12 protein-coding genes are annotated in these 15352 nt (G+C 56.7%); 3 read left to right on the top strand and 9 right to left on the bottom strand.

Annotated features, from left to right (window positions below):
* Positions 1-46 precede the first annotated feature (46 nt).
* From E5Q11_RS10990 to E5Q11_RS10980, 3 genes are read left to right on the top strand one after another with little or no spacing between them, the layout of a single operon-like run.
* Positions 47-676, top strand: a complete 630-nt coding sequence (locus E5Q11_RS10990; protein WP_135803482.1) for a hypothetical protein — start codon at positions 47-49, stop codon at positions 674-676.
* A 23-nt stretch (positions 677-699) separates the two neighbouring features.
* Positions 700-2607: an SPFH domain-containing protein gene (locus tag E5Q11_RS10985; RefSeq protein ID WP_135803481.1), complete on the top strand. Its 1908-nt coding sequence runs from the start codon at positions 700-702 to the stop codon at positions 2605-2607.
* A 19-nt stretch (positions 2608-2626) separates the two neighbouring features.
* On the top strand, positions 2627-7831 hold the full coding sequence (locus tag E5Q11_RS10980) for a DNA repair ATPase (RefSeq protein WP_135803480.1): 5205 nt from the start codon (positions 2627-2629) through the stop codon (positions 7829-7831).
* Between the two features lie 52 nt (positions 7832-7883).
* Here E5Q11_RS10980 and E5Q11_RS10975 read toward each other — a convergent pair whose 3' ends face one another.
* The 9 genes from E5Q11_RS10975 to E5Q11_RS10940 form a co-directional block, all read right to left on the bottom strand.
* Positions 7884-8135: a sulfurtransferase TusA family protein gene (locus tag E5Q11_RS10975; protein WP_135803479.1), complete on the bottom strand. Its 252-nt coding sequence runs from the start codon at positions 8133-8135 to the stop codon at positions 7884-7886.
* Positions 8128-8256, bottom strand: a complete 129-nt coding sequence (locus E5Q11_RS18090) for a hypothetical protein (RefSeq protein ID WP_263641513.1) — start codon at positions 8254-8256, stop codon at positions 8128-8130. Before E5Q11_RS18090 ends, E5Q11_RS10975 begins: the two co-directional genes overlap by 8 nt.
* Positions 8253-9425 carry a formate dehydrogenase subunit gamma gene (locus E5Q11_RS10970; protein ID WP_135803478.1) on the bottom strand — a complete coding sequence of 391 codons (1173 nt, stop codon included), beginning with the start codon at positions 9423-9425 and terminating at the stop codon, positions 8253-8255. The genes E5Q11_RS18090 and E5Q11_RS10970 overlap by 4 nt, the downstream gene beginning before the upstream one ends.
* Before the next feature lie 85 nt (positions 9426-9510).
* Positions 9511-10119, bottom strand: coding sequence for a formate dehydrogenase FDH3 subunit beta (gene fdh3B, locus E5Q11_RS10965; RefSeq protein ID WP_135803477.1), 609 nt, complete (start codon positions 10117-10119; stop codon positions 9511-9513).
* A gap of 15 nt (positions 10120-10134) precedes the next feature.
* A complete protein-coding gene (locus tag E5Q11_RS10960; protein ID WP_135803476.1) occupies positions 10135-13020 on the bottom strand; it encodes a formate dehydrogenase subunit alpha in 2886 nt (961 codons plus the stop codon).
* An 87-nt stretch (positions 13021-13107) separates the two neighbouring features.
* Positions 13108-13296, bottom strand: coding sequence for a hypothetical protein (locus E5Q11_RS10955; protein WP_135803475.1), 189 nt, complete (start codon positions 13294-13296; stop codon positions 13108-13110).
* A gap of 40 nt (positions 13297-13336) precedes the next feature.
* A complete protein-coding gene (locus E5Q11_RS10950) occupies positions 13337-13948 on the bottom strand; it encodes a TorD/DmsD family molecular chaperone (protein WP_135803474.1) in 612 nt (203 codons plus the stop codon).
* A gap of 82 nt (positions 13949-14030) precedes the next feature.
* Positions 14031-14705, bottom strand: coding sequence for a DUF3306 domain-containing protein (locus E5Q11_RS10945; protein ID WP_135803473.1), 675 nt, complete (start codon positions 14703-14705; stop codon positions 14031-14033).
* Positions 14705-15283, bottom strand: coding sequence for a DUF3305 domain-containing protein (locus E5Q11_RS10940; RefSeq protein WP_135803472.1), 579 nt, complete (start codon positions 15281-15283; stop codon positions 14705-14707). The genes E5Q11_RS10945 and E5Q11_RS10940 overlap by 1 nt, the downstream gene beginning before the upstream one ends.
* Positions 15284-15352 lie beyond the last annotated feature (69 nt).

The following is a 15352-nucleotide window of genomic DNA, read 5'->3' as shown; positions in this document are numbered from 1 at the left end:
CGACAGGTTAAATGTTCCACGCCGGTCCGCAGGGATAGCTCAACGTATGGAAGCGTTTTTTACGATTACCTTCTCATTCCCGACACTTTTCTGGACGGGCCTGCTGCTCTTCTGCCTGCTTTACTGGGCTGTTGCCCTGATGGGGCTGGCGGACCTTGATACTCCTGACATCGATGCGGACCTTCCTGACGGCGGCCTTGAGGGCATAGCCGGTGTAATGGCATCGCTTGGCCTGGGCGAGGTGCCGCTGTCTGTTGCATTAACCGCCGTAAGCCTTTGCGGCTGGACCATCAGCTACTTCGGTGACCTGCTGGTACTGAGCATGTTTGCCAGTGGTTTTCCCTCAATCATTGGTGGCGCCCTGGTACTGCTGGTCTCGGCTGCTCTGTCCATCAAGTCTGCCGCCATCGTGATTGGCCCTTTAAAACCCCTTTTTCGCAATTCCCGAGCGTGCAATAACGATGTACTGGGTAAAACCGGGGTTGCCATCTACGCAATTTCTGACACGACGGGCGTTCTTGACTGCATGGTCAATGGCGCTCATCTGCGCCTTGAAGCCCGAAGCCATTCAGAGATAGCTCCGGGGGAAAAAGCTGTGGTTATCAAGTACCACAAACATGATGCGGTTTATCAGGTTGTCCCTGAAGCCGATTTTCTGACGGGGATGACCCGCTAAACCAAGGAACTGAGGTGATACCAATGCTTGACTGGATTATGCCGGTGCTGACGATCGTGGGGGTGAGCTTCATCGCCATTCTGGGCATTCTGGCGCTGTTCAATGCGTTCTACAAAAAAGTGGATCAGGGCGAAGCGCTGATCGTCAACAACATGAGCAAGATACCCAGTGTGCATTTCACAGGTTCCATGGTGTTGCCGGTTATCCATCGCGCCGAAAAAATGCGTATCAGCGTTATCCCGCTTCAGATTGACCGCCGAGGCAAAAACGGTCTGATCTGTAAAGATAACTACCGTGCTGACATTTCCCTCGGGCTCTATTTGCGCGTGAACGAGACCCCGGATGACGTGCTTCGGGTTGCCAAGTCCGTCGGTGTCGCCCGGGCTTCAGACAAGGCCGCGGTTGATGAGCTGTTTAACGCGAAATTCTCGGAAGCGTTGAAGACGGTGGGCAAAAAGTTCAACTTTGTGGAACTGTTCGAGCAGCGCCAGCAATTCCGGCAGGCCATTGTCGATCTGATCGGGGCGGACCTGAACGGCTATGTGCTGGAAGACGTCGCCATCGATTTCCTTGAGCAGACGCCGGTCAGCGAGCTTGACCCCCATAACATCATGGATTCCGACGGTATCCGCCGGATCAAGGAAATCACCGAAGCCAACCGCGTCGCTACAAACGTGCTGGAACGGGACGCCGAAGTCGCCATTGGTGAGCGAAATACTGCGGCCTTCGAGCAACAGGAAGCACTTCGTAAAACCCAGGCGGAAACCCAGGCCCGCACAGACCGGGAAATTGCCGAGCTGACTTCCCGGGAGCTGGCGCGGGAAAATGCCGCCCATGAAGAACAGCGCCGTGCTTCCGAGCTCGCCCGTACAGAGGCCCAGAAGGCGATCGACATCGCCGAGGAAGAGCGGGAGCGCGAGAAGCAGCTGGCCGGCAAAGCCCGTGAGAAAGCCATTGCGGTTGAAGAAGTGGCGATTCAGTCTGCCACGGAGCTTGAGCACATCAACCGAGAGCGCCGCGTTGAAGAGCAGCGCATCGAGAAGGACAAGGTTCTTGAGGTCAAGCAGAAAGAAATCGCTGACATCCAGGCTGAACGCATTCAGGTAGAGGCGCGCGTTGCGGAGGAAGAGGAAAATATCCTCAGCATGCGTAATCGCGAGGATGCCAAGCGCAACAAGGAAACAGTGGTTATTTCCGCTGAGGCTAAAGCCGACCAGCTTCGCATTGAGCAGGTCGAGGGCGCGAAAGCCGAGCAGCAATCCGCCGAGCTCCGAAAAGCCGCCATGGTTGAGCTGGCTGAAGGCGAGAAGGCCAAGGCTGCCTCCCATGGCCTGGCTCAAGCGCAGATTCGCGAAGCCAATGCTGTTGCTTCCCGCTCTGAAGCCGAGGCCGAAGCCTTTGCCCGCAGCGAGGCCGCCAGAGCCGAGCGCCTGGAGGGCGAAACCCGCGCCAGGAACGAAGAAGACATGCTGCTTGCCCAGGCCAAGGGTCAGGAAGAGCTGGGCAACGCCAAAGCCGCAGCCGCACTGAAGATGGCCGAAGCCGAGGCCGAGGGTATCACCAGGAAGGCTGAAGCCTACGAGCGTATGGACGAGTCCAGCCGCGAGTTCGAGGTAATGAACCGCAATCTGGATATCCACCGCGACGAGACCATGTCCCGTATTGACGCCAATGTTCGCATCAGTGAAGCCCAGGCCAAGGCCATGGGCGATGCTCTGGCCAATGCCAAGATGGAGTTCATTGGTGGCGACGGAGACGTGTTCAACAAGGTTGCCCAGGGCATCGGCTTTGGTCGCGCCGCAGACCACTTCATGAAGAATGCATCCAGCATGACGCCGTTCGTCAGTTCCATCATGGAAAAGATCATGAATGGTGGGGGCTCTTCGGCTCGCGTGGAGTCAGGCACTTCGTCAACTGATAAAACCGAGTAAGCTTTAAGGATCGATAGCCATGGCCCACACTGCCTCTCTGTCAACTGAAGATATTATTCGTGAGGGTGGTACCTTTGCCACTCTGAAGAAGCGTCTGACCGACCACGCTCAATCGCTTCGAGGCACGGTTAAATCGCTCAACGAGGAGCGAGAGGTCCAGTTTGGCGCCTCCAGCATGGACGTGCTGGGGCGGGTGCGGGCCAGAACGCCCCACAACTGCATTGCACGGGATGTGGTTCGCCTGGGTGAGTTTCTGCTGTTCGGATTCAATGTCGAACATGGCCTGAAACAGACAGTCGAACTGCCCGATGTTTTCAGTCTTTACCGGCTTGAGGAAAGTGACGGTAGCTGGGAGATTACCCAGTCTGCGGTTGCGGGCTCTTTCCTCGAGAATGAAAAGTTCCAGACCGATTTCACATCACTCTTTCGCTTCCACAAGGAAGCCCGACTGATCCAGCTGGTGACTATGGAAGGTCGCCTGCTTATGGTGTTCCAGGTGGGTGATCGGGGTGACCACCTCAAGGTATTCCGTTGGTCGCTTAATCACGATGGCACGGTCCGGTCCTATATCGATGATCGTGGCGCGGACGATTTTCGATTGCCGGAGCGATTTGATTTCTCCTGGTCGCAGCTTTCGCGCGAGCATATGGTGCAGGGAGTATCGCCCCACTATTCCATCGAAGACCGTTTGTTTGTAGACAACACCGGCGGCGCGATCACCTTCAAGATTGAAAACAACACCAGCTCTGGCGAAGGCATTTTCGAGGACCCCGTCGAGGTTGCAAGTCAATCACTGAGCGACGGTGTGTTCGAGTACGCCAGGCGTGGCGAGATCTATCTCATCCGGGTGACGCCCTATGGGGAGAAGCATACCCGTTATTACGTGTTCAATCCGGCTGAAAAGGCGCTGCACCGAATTGATGGCCTGGCCGGCTCGGTTCGCACACTGCCAGAGGATCATGGCCTGATCTTCCCGGGCGGGATTTACCTGTACAGCAATAATCTGAAAACCGTGGATGTGCCTGAGGGCCTGCGCTTCAAGCGCATGGTGCAGGCACCCAACGGTGAAGATGTGCTGATCATATTTTATGCGCCCGAGTCCGGCGCGGTCTCGCTGGTGCGCTACAACCTGATTACCCGAACCACTGCCCCGCCGATTACCGGCCATGGCTATGCTTTATTCGAGGGTGGGGAGCTTGCGGTGTTCACCGCTGACGATAAACCGTCCCAGGTTCATCCGGTTCAGCTCTGGCAGACCCCCTTCGAATCACAGGCATTCTACGCGGACAAATCCACCGCTGATGACTCAGAACTGGGGCTGATCGGCAACCCTGAGCTGGTCAGCGGCATTGCCGATCTATATGAAGTGGTCAAACTTGCCAACCTGGAGGATGCCGGCCTAAGGCATTTCGATACCGTCATCAAGCGCATCGACAAACTGCTCGACCAGCGCTTCTGGCTTCATGACGACCATTTTGCTGGTATCAATGCGGCACTTCATAAGGTGCGCTCGACGGCCGAACTGGTGGTTGATGAGTATGAGAAGGTTGAGTCCGTTCGAGACCAGTCCAACAAGGCTCTCAACGAGGCAGACTCAACCCTGATCGTACTTGTTCAGGAAACCCGCCCCGAATCCTGGCGTGAGCCCCATCAGTTCGTTGCGCACCTCAAGAAGCTGCAGGATCACCGTGGCCTGATTCGCTCGCTGTCAGAGCGCCGCTATATTGATCGCCCGCGTCTGGATTCAATAGACAAAAAAGCCGCCGATGCCGTAGACAAGCTCGCGGACAGGACCCTGGCCTTTCTTGCCAAACCGGAAGCTCTCTCGAAATACACGGAGCAGGTGGACGGGCTTCGCCGCCAGGTAGAAGAATCAGAGGATCGCAAGGAGCTTCAGGGCCTGGTGGCTGAATATCATGAGATCACCGAGGGACTGGATTTTGTTCAGGAGCTGCTGTCCTCTCTGGCGACAGAGGATACCGAACAGCAGACGGTGATAGCGGATAACCTGTCATCACTGTATTCCCGGGTGAATCAGGACCGATCACGAGCAGAGATCAAGCTCAATGACTGCGGCCGGGAAGAGGCCAAGGTGCAGTTTGCTTCCAAGCTGCGTTTGTACGAGCAAAGCCTGGCCAACGGTGTCCATACGGTGGCAACGCCGGACGAATGCGATGGCCTGCTTGCCCGCATGCTCAATCAGCTTCAGGAGATTGAAAGCCAGTTCGGCGAATACGACGAATTTCTGAATGCGTTGATAGAGCAGCGCGAGACCACCCAGGAAACCATCGAGTCCCGGCGTCAGCAACTGTCCCAGGAACGTCAGCGCAAAGCATCTTCTTTGAAAGAGGCGGGCCAGCGCATTCTGAACAACCTGACCAAGCGCTCAGACCAATTTGAGGAGGTAGCCCAGGTTCACGCTTTCTTCGCCAGCGACGTCATGGTAGCGAAGGTCCGGGATCTGTCCGAGCGCCTGCGGGAACTGGATTCACCGCTTGAGGCAGACGACCTGGATGCCCAGTTAAAAGCCGCCCAGGACAATGCCCAGAGAGCAGTCAGGGATCGCGCGGACATTTATGAAGACGGTGGTGCCATCATCAAGCTGGGGCCAAGGCACCGGTTCTCGGTGAATCGTCAGGAGCCAGCATTGACCCTGGTGCCTGCGGATGAGGGTTTGCGGCTGCATATTTCCGGCACCCAGTTCTACGAAACCGTCAGGGATGAGCGCCTGGCCAACCTGGATGACTGCTGGAACCTGCACGCCCCTTCCGAGGCGCCGGACGTCTACAAGGGCGAGTATCTGGCCTATCGGTTCCTCGAGGCCGTTGACGGTGGCGCGATCAACCCGCCCGACTGGGCCGATACCGACGCGCTGGAAAAGTCCGTACGCCAGTTTGCCGGGCCACGCTACCGGGATGGCTACGAAAAGGGAATCCACGACCACGACGCAACCAGAATCCTGGTCCAGCTTGGTCCCGCCAAGGCTCGCGCCGGGCTGTTGCGGTTTGCTCCCATGGTCCGCGCTGCCAGTGTCCTGTTCTGGTGTTTTCAGGATGAGTCATATCGTCAGCGGTTGCAGGCTGAAACCACCAGCGCCGGTGTGCTGCAGACGCTGATGCGCGCGGGGGACCTTATGCAGCAGTTGCAGCAATCGGTGCGTGTCGATATGGCCCGTTTCTTTGCGGCCCATGACTTGCCGTTCGAGGACTGGGTGCTTGACCAGGGCTCGGATTATCTGTGCCTTGCGCTGGCTGAAAATCACGAACAGTTTGAGGTTTCCACGGTCGGTCACGACCTGAAGAAGCGGTTCAGGGACTACGTAGCCGCGCAGAAACAGCAAAAGACTCTGGATAAGGTGCTGTCTGAAGCCCGGGACCATGCCGCCCGGCTATGGCAGACCAGTCTTGCTTGGCTGAATGGCTTTGCCGCTCAGGAGAAAAATTCACTCAGTGGCCATTTCTGCCCCGAGGCGGCGGCCATGATGGCATCAGAATTCTCGCCCGCTTCTGTAAAGTTCGAACCCCGCGCGGCGGAGCTGACCTTTCAGATTGACCACCTGCTGGGGCAGCACCCGCAGCTGCACAATCAAAGCCTGGCGCTGGCACTGGACGAGTTTGAAACCCGCCTTAGGCGCCACATCAATGACCGGCTTCCACGCTGGGAGTCGTTGCAGAGAATCCGTCATCAGATGCTTGAGGAGCAACAGGACCGGTTGCGAATTGAAGAATTCATCGCCAGGCCGCTGACGTCCTTTGTCCGCAACAAACTGATTTCCCGTGTATACCTGCCATTGGTAGGGGACAACCTCGCCAAACAGATGGGCACGGTGGGCGATGACCGCCGGACCGATCTGTCCGGCCTGTTGATCATGATTTCGCCGCCCGGCTACGGCAAGACCACGCTGATGGAATACGTGGCCAGTCGCCTGGGGCTGATTTTCATGAAGATCAACTGCCCCTCACTGGGCCATGACGTGACCTCACTGGACCCGGAGAAAGCGCCCAACTCGACGGCCAGAACCGAAATCATCAAGCTCAACCTTGCATTCGAGATGGGCAACAATGTGATGCTGTATCTTGATGACATCCAGCACACCCACCCGGAGTTCCTGCAGAAATTCATTTCACTGTGCGACGGCACCCGCCGGGTTGAAGGGATCTGGAATGGGCGCTCGAAAACCTATGACATGCGTGGCAAGCGCTTCGCGATCTGTATGGGGGGCAACCCTTACACCGAGTCCGGTGATGTGTTCCAGATCCCGGATATGCTGGCCAACCGTGCGGATGTTCGCAACCTCGGTGACCAGCTCAGCGGCATGGAAGAGGTGTTTGCGCTGTCCTACCTCGAAAACAGCATGAGTTCGAACAGTGTCACTGCTCCGCTCGCGTCGAGAAGCATGGATGACTTCTACAGGTTTGCTGACCTTGCCGCCGGCAAGGAGGTCAACTCGGCGGATTTCGATCATGATTACAGCGCCGCCGAGCGGGAAGAGGTGGTCAGCGTGCTGGAACGCCTTCTGCGGGTGCGTGACGTCATTCTTGCGGTCAACGAAACCTATATTGCTTCAAGTGGACAGGATGACGCCTACCGCACCGAGCCGCCTTTCAAGCTGCAGGGCAGCTACCGGAATATGAACAAGCTGGCCGAAAAAGTAACGCCGGTGATGTCTCCGGAGGAGCTGGAGCAGTTGATTGATGACCACTATCAGGGAGAGGCGCAGCTGCTGACCCAGGGCGCGGAAGAGAATCTGCTTAAACTCGGGGAGCTTCGCGGCACCCTGACGGCAGAGGAACAGGCCAGGTGGGAATTGATCAAGACCAGCTACAGCGCCAGAGTGCAGGCAGGCGGTGATGGCGACGCCGGTGAGAAAGTAGTCCGCCAGCTCGTCGGTATTGGCAGCCATCTTGAACAACTGGCCACTTCAATTGCTCAGTCGTCCGATGAACGAGCGTCCGGCATTGACTGGGAGCCTCTGGTTAAAGGGCTGGAGAAAGCGTTCGGTAAAGTTGAGCTGTCACCGCAGATTACCTTTCAGGGGCCTGATGGTATGCGTGATGCGCTTCTCTCGCTGGCCGACGTTTATCGTGGGTCGATAACGCCACTGGTAAAAGTTTTGCGCAGCAAGACGGGACTGGAACTTCGTTCTTACCGTATGCTGGAGCAGTTGCACGAGCAGCTGGAGTCCATGGAGAAAAACCTTCGGCATCAGGCGAGCGAGGTGTAAACCACAGAATGAATGTTTTCGGATATTGCGCGGCTAACGTAACAGGAGGCTGTCAAGCCAGACAGATACGGTAGCGCAACACCCCCGCCTCTTCCTCGCGGACCCATTCAATGCGGTGACCGGTTAGGTCGCAAAGCGTCTGTAAGTCCTTGCGCCCGCTCGGATCATCGGCCAGAAAATCGACCAGTGTGCCGCTTGGCAGGTCGCGGGTGCGCTTTTTCAAGCGAAGAATGGGAAGAGGGCACACCAGGCCGACAGCGTCGACCTGGTGAACCTCTTTGTGTGCGTTTGATTGTTCAGTCAAGGCGCACACTGTCGTCACTGCTGTACTGCTCGGCTGTCGACCAGCCGAACTGGTTCAGAACCAGCGGTGCGCAGAAAGCAATCACCAGAGCTGCCACAAATCCAGTAATCATGACCTTCATGACGAACCTCTCTTGCCCTGTTTCGCCTCAACTTCTTCGACCCACAGATCGTGGTGCTGGCGGGCCCATTCAAGATCAACCTGGCCGTTACCCATGGCGTCGAATGCCCCTTCCATACCGACTGAGCCAATATAGATGTGAGCCATGATGGCCACCATCATCACGAAGGCCACAATCGAGTGCCAGATATTGGCGTACTGCATCTCTTCATGGGGCGCCAGAACCGTCGGGAAGTCGGTTCCGAGAATGCTGTTGAAGAATCCGAAAGTGTCGGAGAACATCGGCATCTGAAACGGAAACAGCAGTGACAGGCCAGACAGCGATACCGAGAAGCCCAGGATCATCACCATCCAGAACACAATTTTCTGGCCGGCGTTGAACTTCTTGGCCGAGGGGTGACCCTTGCCAATGAACCCGCCGCCCTGCTTGATCCACTGCCAGTCGAGTTTGTTGGGGATGTTGTGGGCAATCCACATTACAAACGTCAGTACCAGTCCCAGCATAAAGGCCCATGCGACGTTGTTGTGAACCCACTTGGAGCCGATCGCCAACGCCGAGAAAGCGTCTGGTCCCAGAACCGGGATCAGGAAGCTGCGGCCCATCAGTGTGATCAGACCGGTTATGCCCAAAGCGACAAACGAACCGGCCAACAGCCAGTGACCGAAACGCTCAACCGGTTTGAACCGTTCAATGGTGGTGCCGGCCGGTCCGCCATCAATCATGATCTTGCCGCGGACAAAGTAGAACACTGCCAGCAGTACGATGATGGCAATGAGTGCACCGCCACCGTAAGTAATCATGGGTCCTTCCCGCAACTTGTACCAGGGCATGCCGCCGTCCTGAATCAGGACATCGACCGCCGGCCCGCGGGTGACCGTCTGGATATCGGCCTCGTTGTAGCGTATGCCTCGCCACTGGTCCGACTGAGAGCTTCCACCAAGGGTGCCAAGCGGCTCGTCAATGGCGGCTGCGTTTTCAGGATTGCCCAGGTTTTCTGACCGGAACGACTCGTCAACTTCCAGTTGCTTTTGACGGGCCATGATGTCTTCAAGGGTCTGAGCGCCCCCGGTAGCGGTTCTGTCAACCTCCGGGGCTTCTTGAGCCAGGGCAGGGTTGAACATCAATGCCGTCAACGTAAGGATGACGGCACCGAATACTTTTAGATTCATGCGAGCACTCCAACGGAATCAACAAAAAGAATTCGTGACCTGAACCAATTCCGGGGCCCGAAGGCCCCGGAATCATCAGGCGGGTTTAAGCGCCCTTCTTCTCGTAGGCTGTGCCCCATCCCCAGGCGCCGGAACCGAAACCACGGTTCACAATACGCTGGCGATAGATGTCCGCCACTTCGTTGCCATCACCGGCCAACAGAGCTTTGGTCGAGCACATTTCCGCACAGATCGGCAGCTTGCCTTCAGCAATACGGTTGCGACCGTATTTGTTGAATTCGGCTGTCGAGTTGTCTTCTTCAGGACCGCCTGCACAGAAAGTGCATTTGTCCATCTTGCCACGGCTGCCAAAGTTGCCCGCTTGCGGGAACTGGGGCGCGCCAAAGGGGCAAGCATAGAAGCAATAACCACAACCGATACACAGGTCCTTGGAGTGCAGCACCACACCGTCTTCGGTCTGGTAGAAGCAGTCCGTCGGACAGACGGCCATACAAGGCGCGTCTGAACAGTGCATGCAGGCTACGGAGATCGAACGTTCGCCCGGTTTACCATCTTCAATGGTAACCACGCGGCGACGGTTGATGCCCCAGGGTACTTCATGCTCATTTTTACAGGCCGTTACGCAGGCATTACATTCGATGCAGCGCTCGGCGTCGCAAAGGAATTTTGCGCGTGCTTGTCCTTCAAGTGCCATGGTCTACACCTCTTGTTATGCCGGCATGATCGAACATAGGGTGGCTTTGGTCTCTTGCATCTGCGTGACCGAGTCATACCCGTATGTCTGAACTACGTTAGTGGATTCACCCAGGACAATTGGATCGGCGCCTTGAGGATACTTTGTCCTCAGAGACTTGCCTTCCAGATGTCCGCCGAAGTGGAACGGCATGAAGGCAACACCTTCGCCGACCCGCTCGGTAACCATTGCTTTTACCTTGATGCGACCGCCCTCAGGCCCCGCGACCCAGACGTCATTGCCGTCACGGATGTTCAGGTTGTTCGCATCGCGCGGATTCACCTCAATGAACATATCCTGCTGCAATTCGGCCAGCCAGGGGTTGGAGCGGGTCTCGTCACCACCACCTTCATATTCGACCAGACGGCCAGAGGTGAGGATGATCGGGAACTCCTTGCTGAAGTCGTCTTTCTGGATCGACTTGTACATGGTCGGTACGCGCCAGAACACCTTGTCCTCGTAGGTCGGATAGTCTTCGACCAGATCGCGACGGTTGGAGTACAGGGGCTCGCGGTGGGTTGGCACCGGATCCGGGAAGTTCCAGACCACGGTACGCGCCTTGGCGTTACCGAAGGGCGCACATTCGTGCTTGATGGCCACGCGCTGGATACCGCCGGATAGGTCGGTTTTCCAGTTGGTGTTGGGGCCTGCCACTGCCTCGATGCTTGCGCGTTCTTCGGCAGTCAGGTCGCCGTCCCAGCCCAGATCCATCAGCATCTGCATGGTGAATTCCGGGTAGCCGTCCTTGATCTCCGAATTCTTGGAGTAGACGCCCTCGGCCAGCAGATTGTCGCCATCCCGCTCTACGCCGAAGCGCGCGCGGAAGGTAAGACCGCCTTCAGACACCGGCAACGACATATCGTACAGGTTCGGTGTGCCCGGGTGGTTCATCTCTGGAGTGCCCCAGCAAGGCCATGGCATACCATAGATATCTCCATCACAGGGACCGCCAACTGCGCGAAGCGAGGTTCTGTCGAAGTGATGCTGGTTCGCCATGTGTTTCTTGAGGCGCTCTGGCGACTGGCCGGTATAGCCGATCGTCCACATGCCGCGGTTGAATTCGCGGGTAATGTCTTCGATGACTGGCTCGTCACCCTCAATGGCAATGTTCTTGAACATGCGATCAGTGAAACCGAACTTGTCCGCGAACAGCTTGATGATTTCGTGGTCAACCTTGGAGTCAAACAGCGGCTCAACCACTTTCTCACGCCACTGCAACGAACGGTTTGAGGCGGTTACTGAACCGCGGGTCTCGAACTGAGTGGTCGTTGGCAGCAGGTAGGCACCGTCTTTGCGATCGTGGAGCACGGCGGAAACGGTCGGGAACGGATCCACTACGACCAGCAGGTCGAGCTTTTCCATCGCTTCCTTCATTTCCAGCATACGGGTCTGCGAGTTGGGCGCGTGGCCCCACAGGACCATGGCACGGGTGTTGTCAGGCTGCTCAAGGTTTTCCTTGGCTTCCAGAACACCGTCGATCCAGCGTGACACCGGAATGCCGTTCTCGTTCATCATGGCTTTGGTCTTGCCATTTCTGTCGAGGGTGGCAAAACGGCCCTTCAGCCAGTCGAGATCTTCTTCCCAGACGCGGGCCCAGTGAGCCCAGGAACCGGCGGCAAGGCCGTAATAGCCCGGCAGGGTGTTGGCGAGAACGCCAAGGTCAGTCGCGCCCTGAACGTTGTCGTGGCCACGGAAGATGTTGGTACCGCCACCGGAAACGCCCATGTTGCCCAGTGCAAGCTGCAGGATGCAGTAAGCGCGGGTGTTGTTGTTACCGTTGGTGTGCTGGGTACCACCCATACACCAGATTACTGTACCCGGACGGTTGTTTGCCATGGTACGTGCAACGCGCTCAAGTTGGGCGCCTGGTGCGCCGGTGACGCGCTCGACTTCTTCCGGATTCCAGCGCTTAACTTCTTCGCGGATCTGATCCATACCCCAGACACGGGTGCGGATAAACTCTTTGTCTTCCCATCCGTTCTCGAAAATGTGCCAGAGAATGCCCCATACCAGCGCAACGTCAGAGCCTGGACGGAACCGTACAAACTCATCGGCGTGAGCGGCCGTACGCGTGAAACGCGGATCGCAGACAATCAGCGGCGCGTTGTTCTCTTCCTTCGCCTTGAGGATGTGCAGCAGCGAGACCGGGTGAGCCTCGGCAGGGTTGCCGCCGATCAGGAAGATCGCTTTGGACTTGTGGATGTCGTTGTACGAGTTGGTCATCGCACCGTAGCCCCAGGTATTGGCTACGCCGGCTACCGTGGTGGAGTGACAGATACGGGCCTGGTGGTCAACGTTGTTGGTGCCCCAGTAGGCTGCAAACTTCCGGAACAGGTACGCCTGTTCGTTATTGTGCTTGGCACTTCCCAGCCAGTAGACCGAATCGGGTCCGCTCTCTTCGCGGATCTGCAGCATCTTGTCGCCGATTTCGTTGATCGCCTGGTCCCAGGGAATCTTCTGCCATTCGCCGTTTACCAGCTTCATGGGGGATTTCAGTCGACGCTCGCCATGGGCATGTTCACGTACAGCAGCGCCCTTGGCACAGTGAGCGCCCAGGTTGAACGGGCTGTCCCATCCAGGTTCCTGGCCGGTCCATACGCCGTTCTGGACTTCCGCTTCTACCGTACAACCGACTGAACAGTGTGTGCAGACTGATTTCTTGATTTCAACGGAGCCACCCTCGGAGGAAGGTGTGGCCGCCTGAACACGATTGGACGTCAGGGATAGTGCTGCGAGGCCGCCCACTGTAATACCTGAAGCCGCCAGAAATCCCCGGCGATCCATGGTTTTAGCAGCGAGGGAGGAAAGCAAAGATCCCGCACGGGAGCCTTTCGCTACCCCGTTGGTTTTCTTTCTTAACATTTGGAATACCTCTCTCTTTTTTTATTCTCGTTTTTTAGAACTGCGGCTATTCAAGAGCGTCACGCAACCTTGAACACCGCGCAGCCGTTAAAAGCGAGCCGATTCCATATATTTACGCGTGTGCTCCGTCTCACGCATGCCACGGCTTTTCTTCGGGGCAGGTTTTGCCACTTCTGCTGCGGCGTTTGGTGCAATGGCCATGGCAATTGCAGCCGGACCGGCAACGGCTGCCAGACGCAAGAAGCGACGACGGCTTTCACCCTTCGGATTGTCCATAGGACTCCTCCACTTTGTGCTGGGATCGGGTCGATCCCGGTTATTGAATCGCAAATGCTTCGGCTTCGATGGCCATGAAGGTTTTCCCGAGGGAACCCACAGGCGCATAGAAAACGGCAGATTGCGCTCCTTCCAGATCACTGAAAAACAGCTCTGCCCACTTCTTGATGTGGGCGTCAAAAAATGCTTTTTGCGATGTTACGTCGCTATCACACGGGAATTCCCCGGTAATGATGCCCGCCATGATTTCGCAAAGGGTCCCTATGTGGTCTTCAGGCTCTTTGACGTCGCTGTTGCGTTGAATGCCGCGCTTCATAAGATCGGATCTTAGTTGCGCTAGCGGCTTCTCATTAAGAAATCCGGTCAGGTAGTAGCTGGTGTAGGGCAGGAGTTCACCGCGCCCGAGACCCACGAAAAGATTGTGGTATTCCCGCTCGGCGCTCTGGGGGGACGTTCTTGCCGCAAGGGTGGCCAGCTGTTTTGACGCAGTGCCAAGGGCCGAATCATCGCCTTTCAATCCGGCAAGGCCGGATAAAAGCTCAGCCGAAGGCGGGGCACCAAGCAATGCGCCTAGCAACTGATAGATCTGAGCCCGGCCACGATCTTCTTCGGTGATCGATTTCGGGCAATGGACTTCTGCGGTGTTGGCCAAAATGCTGTTCCTGATTGTTATTATAGTGGCGACTACTTATGTATATAGTCGATACAGTGTTCCGGATCAATTCGACGTTAGGTTACTGGCTCTCGAACTGCATCCTCGGGCGGAAGCGCGGTGCCGGATTTTCAGGCTCTGCTTCTACCCCACCCCCCTTATTGTGTGGCGGTGCCTCGGACTGCTCCGATTCCGCGGTTACTTCGACCGCTTCTGGCGCCTGTTGTTCTTCGTCGGTAACGGATTCTTCAGGATCCTGGGGCTGTTCGGGTTCAGACAGCCTGACGGTGTCTTGACTTGTTTCCGCCTCGAGGGCGCGTTCCTGACGCTCTCTTTCGCGTTTTTCGAGGTCAAGGAACCCACCTTTGCCCACCTTGTAAGCTGTTTTTACCCCACCTTCGGGTATGAAGGCTTTTGAATAATCTTCATCGTATTCATTAAGTCTGTCTAATACGCCAAAAATCGGATTCGATCGCCACAACGCCCGCAGGGCCTTGCGCCTCAGAAATTCGGGGATTTCCTGGCGTAGAAAGCCTTTGATATCAGTGCCCTGTTCCAGGGCGTCCGGGTCAGGAAGATTGTATTTCGCGAGAATCTCCCGCTCCGCCAACTGCTCGTTGATGGCCAGTTCCTGCTCAACCGGATCTGTTTCAGGGGCTGTATCAACTTCCTGCGCCGGAGCCTGAGGCTGTGTCTGGACCTCCTGTTGGGTCTCGGCCTTCATTCTTGCCCAGCGCTGCAGGCGTGATTCAGTCATCAGTGCACCCCGGGTTTACTGCTGTTGGCGGGAGGGCGGAAGACATCGCTCACCTGGCGGATACGCGGGTCGCCTTTGCCACCTTCAATGCCATCAATGTCGTGCTTGTTGCGTTTGCGCTTCTTGAACGGCTCTTCAACGTAGTGCATGTCCACGAATTCTTTGATCCAGGCTGCCAGGGATTCGGGAATGGGAACGGCTTCGACGATGTTCTCCCCACTGTCCAACGCATCCTGCGCCTCATAGGCACTGGCAGTGATGGCGCTGACGACCCAACCGGAAGGGGACTGCTGTGATTCGTCCTGGTCAAGAATGACCCATACTGAAGGTACAGTCAGGTTCAGGGACACCAGGTAGGCTTCAACGTCGGCGCGATACAGCTCCAGGGTGACGGTGCCGGCGTGGTAATCGACGACATCGCCGTCGCGAACCAGTTCCTTCCAGAAAGCATCCGGAGCGCCGGGAATGATGGCGACGGGTTTATAAACGTGCTTTGCCCACCGGGTGGCGCCCGGCTTACGGCGCACGACCGCACCCACCTGTAATTCTCGTTTCCAGCTTTCAGTGCGATTGCTCATAGGTATTCTCTAATTATTGTTTGCTGAAGCTAGCAGGACTATCGGAATTATCCAATCATCCAATTGTCC

The sequence above is a fragment of the Marinobacter confluentis genome (assembly GCF_004785685.1).
GTDB lineage: Bacteria > Pseudomonadota > Gammaproteobacteria > Pseudomonadales > Oleiphilaceae > Marinobacter > Marinobacter confluentis.
Note: the sequence above shows the minus strand (reverse complement) of the source record. Positions and strands in the feature narration are given on the sequence as shown.

Coding starts and splice junctions, on each gene's coding strand:
- E5Q11_RS10955 (WP_135803475.1), bottom strand. CDS start 13,296: ATGGACAATCCGAAGGGTGAAAGCCGTCGTCGCTTCTTGCGTCTGGCA.
- E5Q11_RS10960 (WP_135803476.1), bottom strand. CDS start 13,020: ATGTTAAGAAAGAAAACCAACGGGGTAGCGAAAGGCTCCCGTGCGGGA.
- E5Q11_RS10970 (WP_135803478.1), bottom strand. CDS start 9,425: ATGAATCTAAAAGTATTCGGTGCCGTCATCCTTACGTTGACGGCATTG.
- E5Q11_RS10990 (WP_135803482.1), top strand. CDS start 47: ATGGAAGCGTTTTTTACGATTACCTTCTCATTCCCGACACTTTTCTGG.
- fdh3B (WP_135803477.1), bottom strand. CDS start 10,119: ATGGCACTTGAAGGACAAGCACGCGCAAAATTCCTTTGCGACGCCGAG.
- E5Q11_RS10940 (WP_135803472.1), bottom strand. CDS start 15,283: ATGAGCAATCGCACTGAAAGCTGGAAACGAGAATTACAGGTGGGTGCG.
- E5Q11_RS18090 (WP_263641513.1), bottom strand. CDS start 8,256: ATGAAGGTCATGATTACTGGATTTGTGGCAGCTCTGGTGATTGCTTTC.
- E5Q11_RS10980 (WP_135803480.1), top strand. CDS start 2,627: ATGGCCCACACTGCCTCTCTGTCAACTGAAGATATTATTCGTGAGGGT.
- E5Q11_RS10945 (WP_135803473.1), bottom strand. CDS start 14,705: ATGACTGAATCACGCCTGCAGCGCTGGGCAAGAATGAAGGCCGAGACC.
- E5Q11_RS10985 (WP_135803481.1), top strand. CDS start 700: ATGCTTGACTGGATTATGCCGGTGCTGACGATCGTGGGGGTGAGCTTC.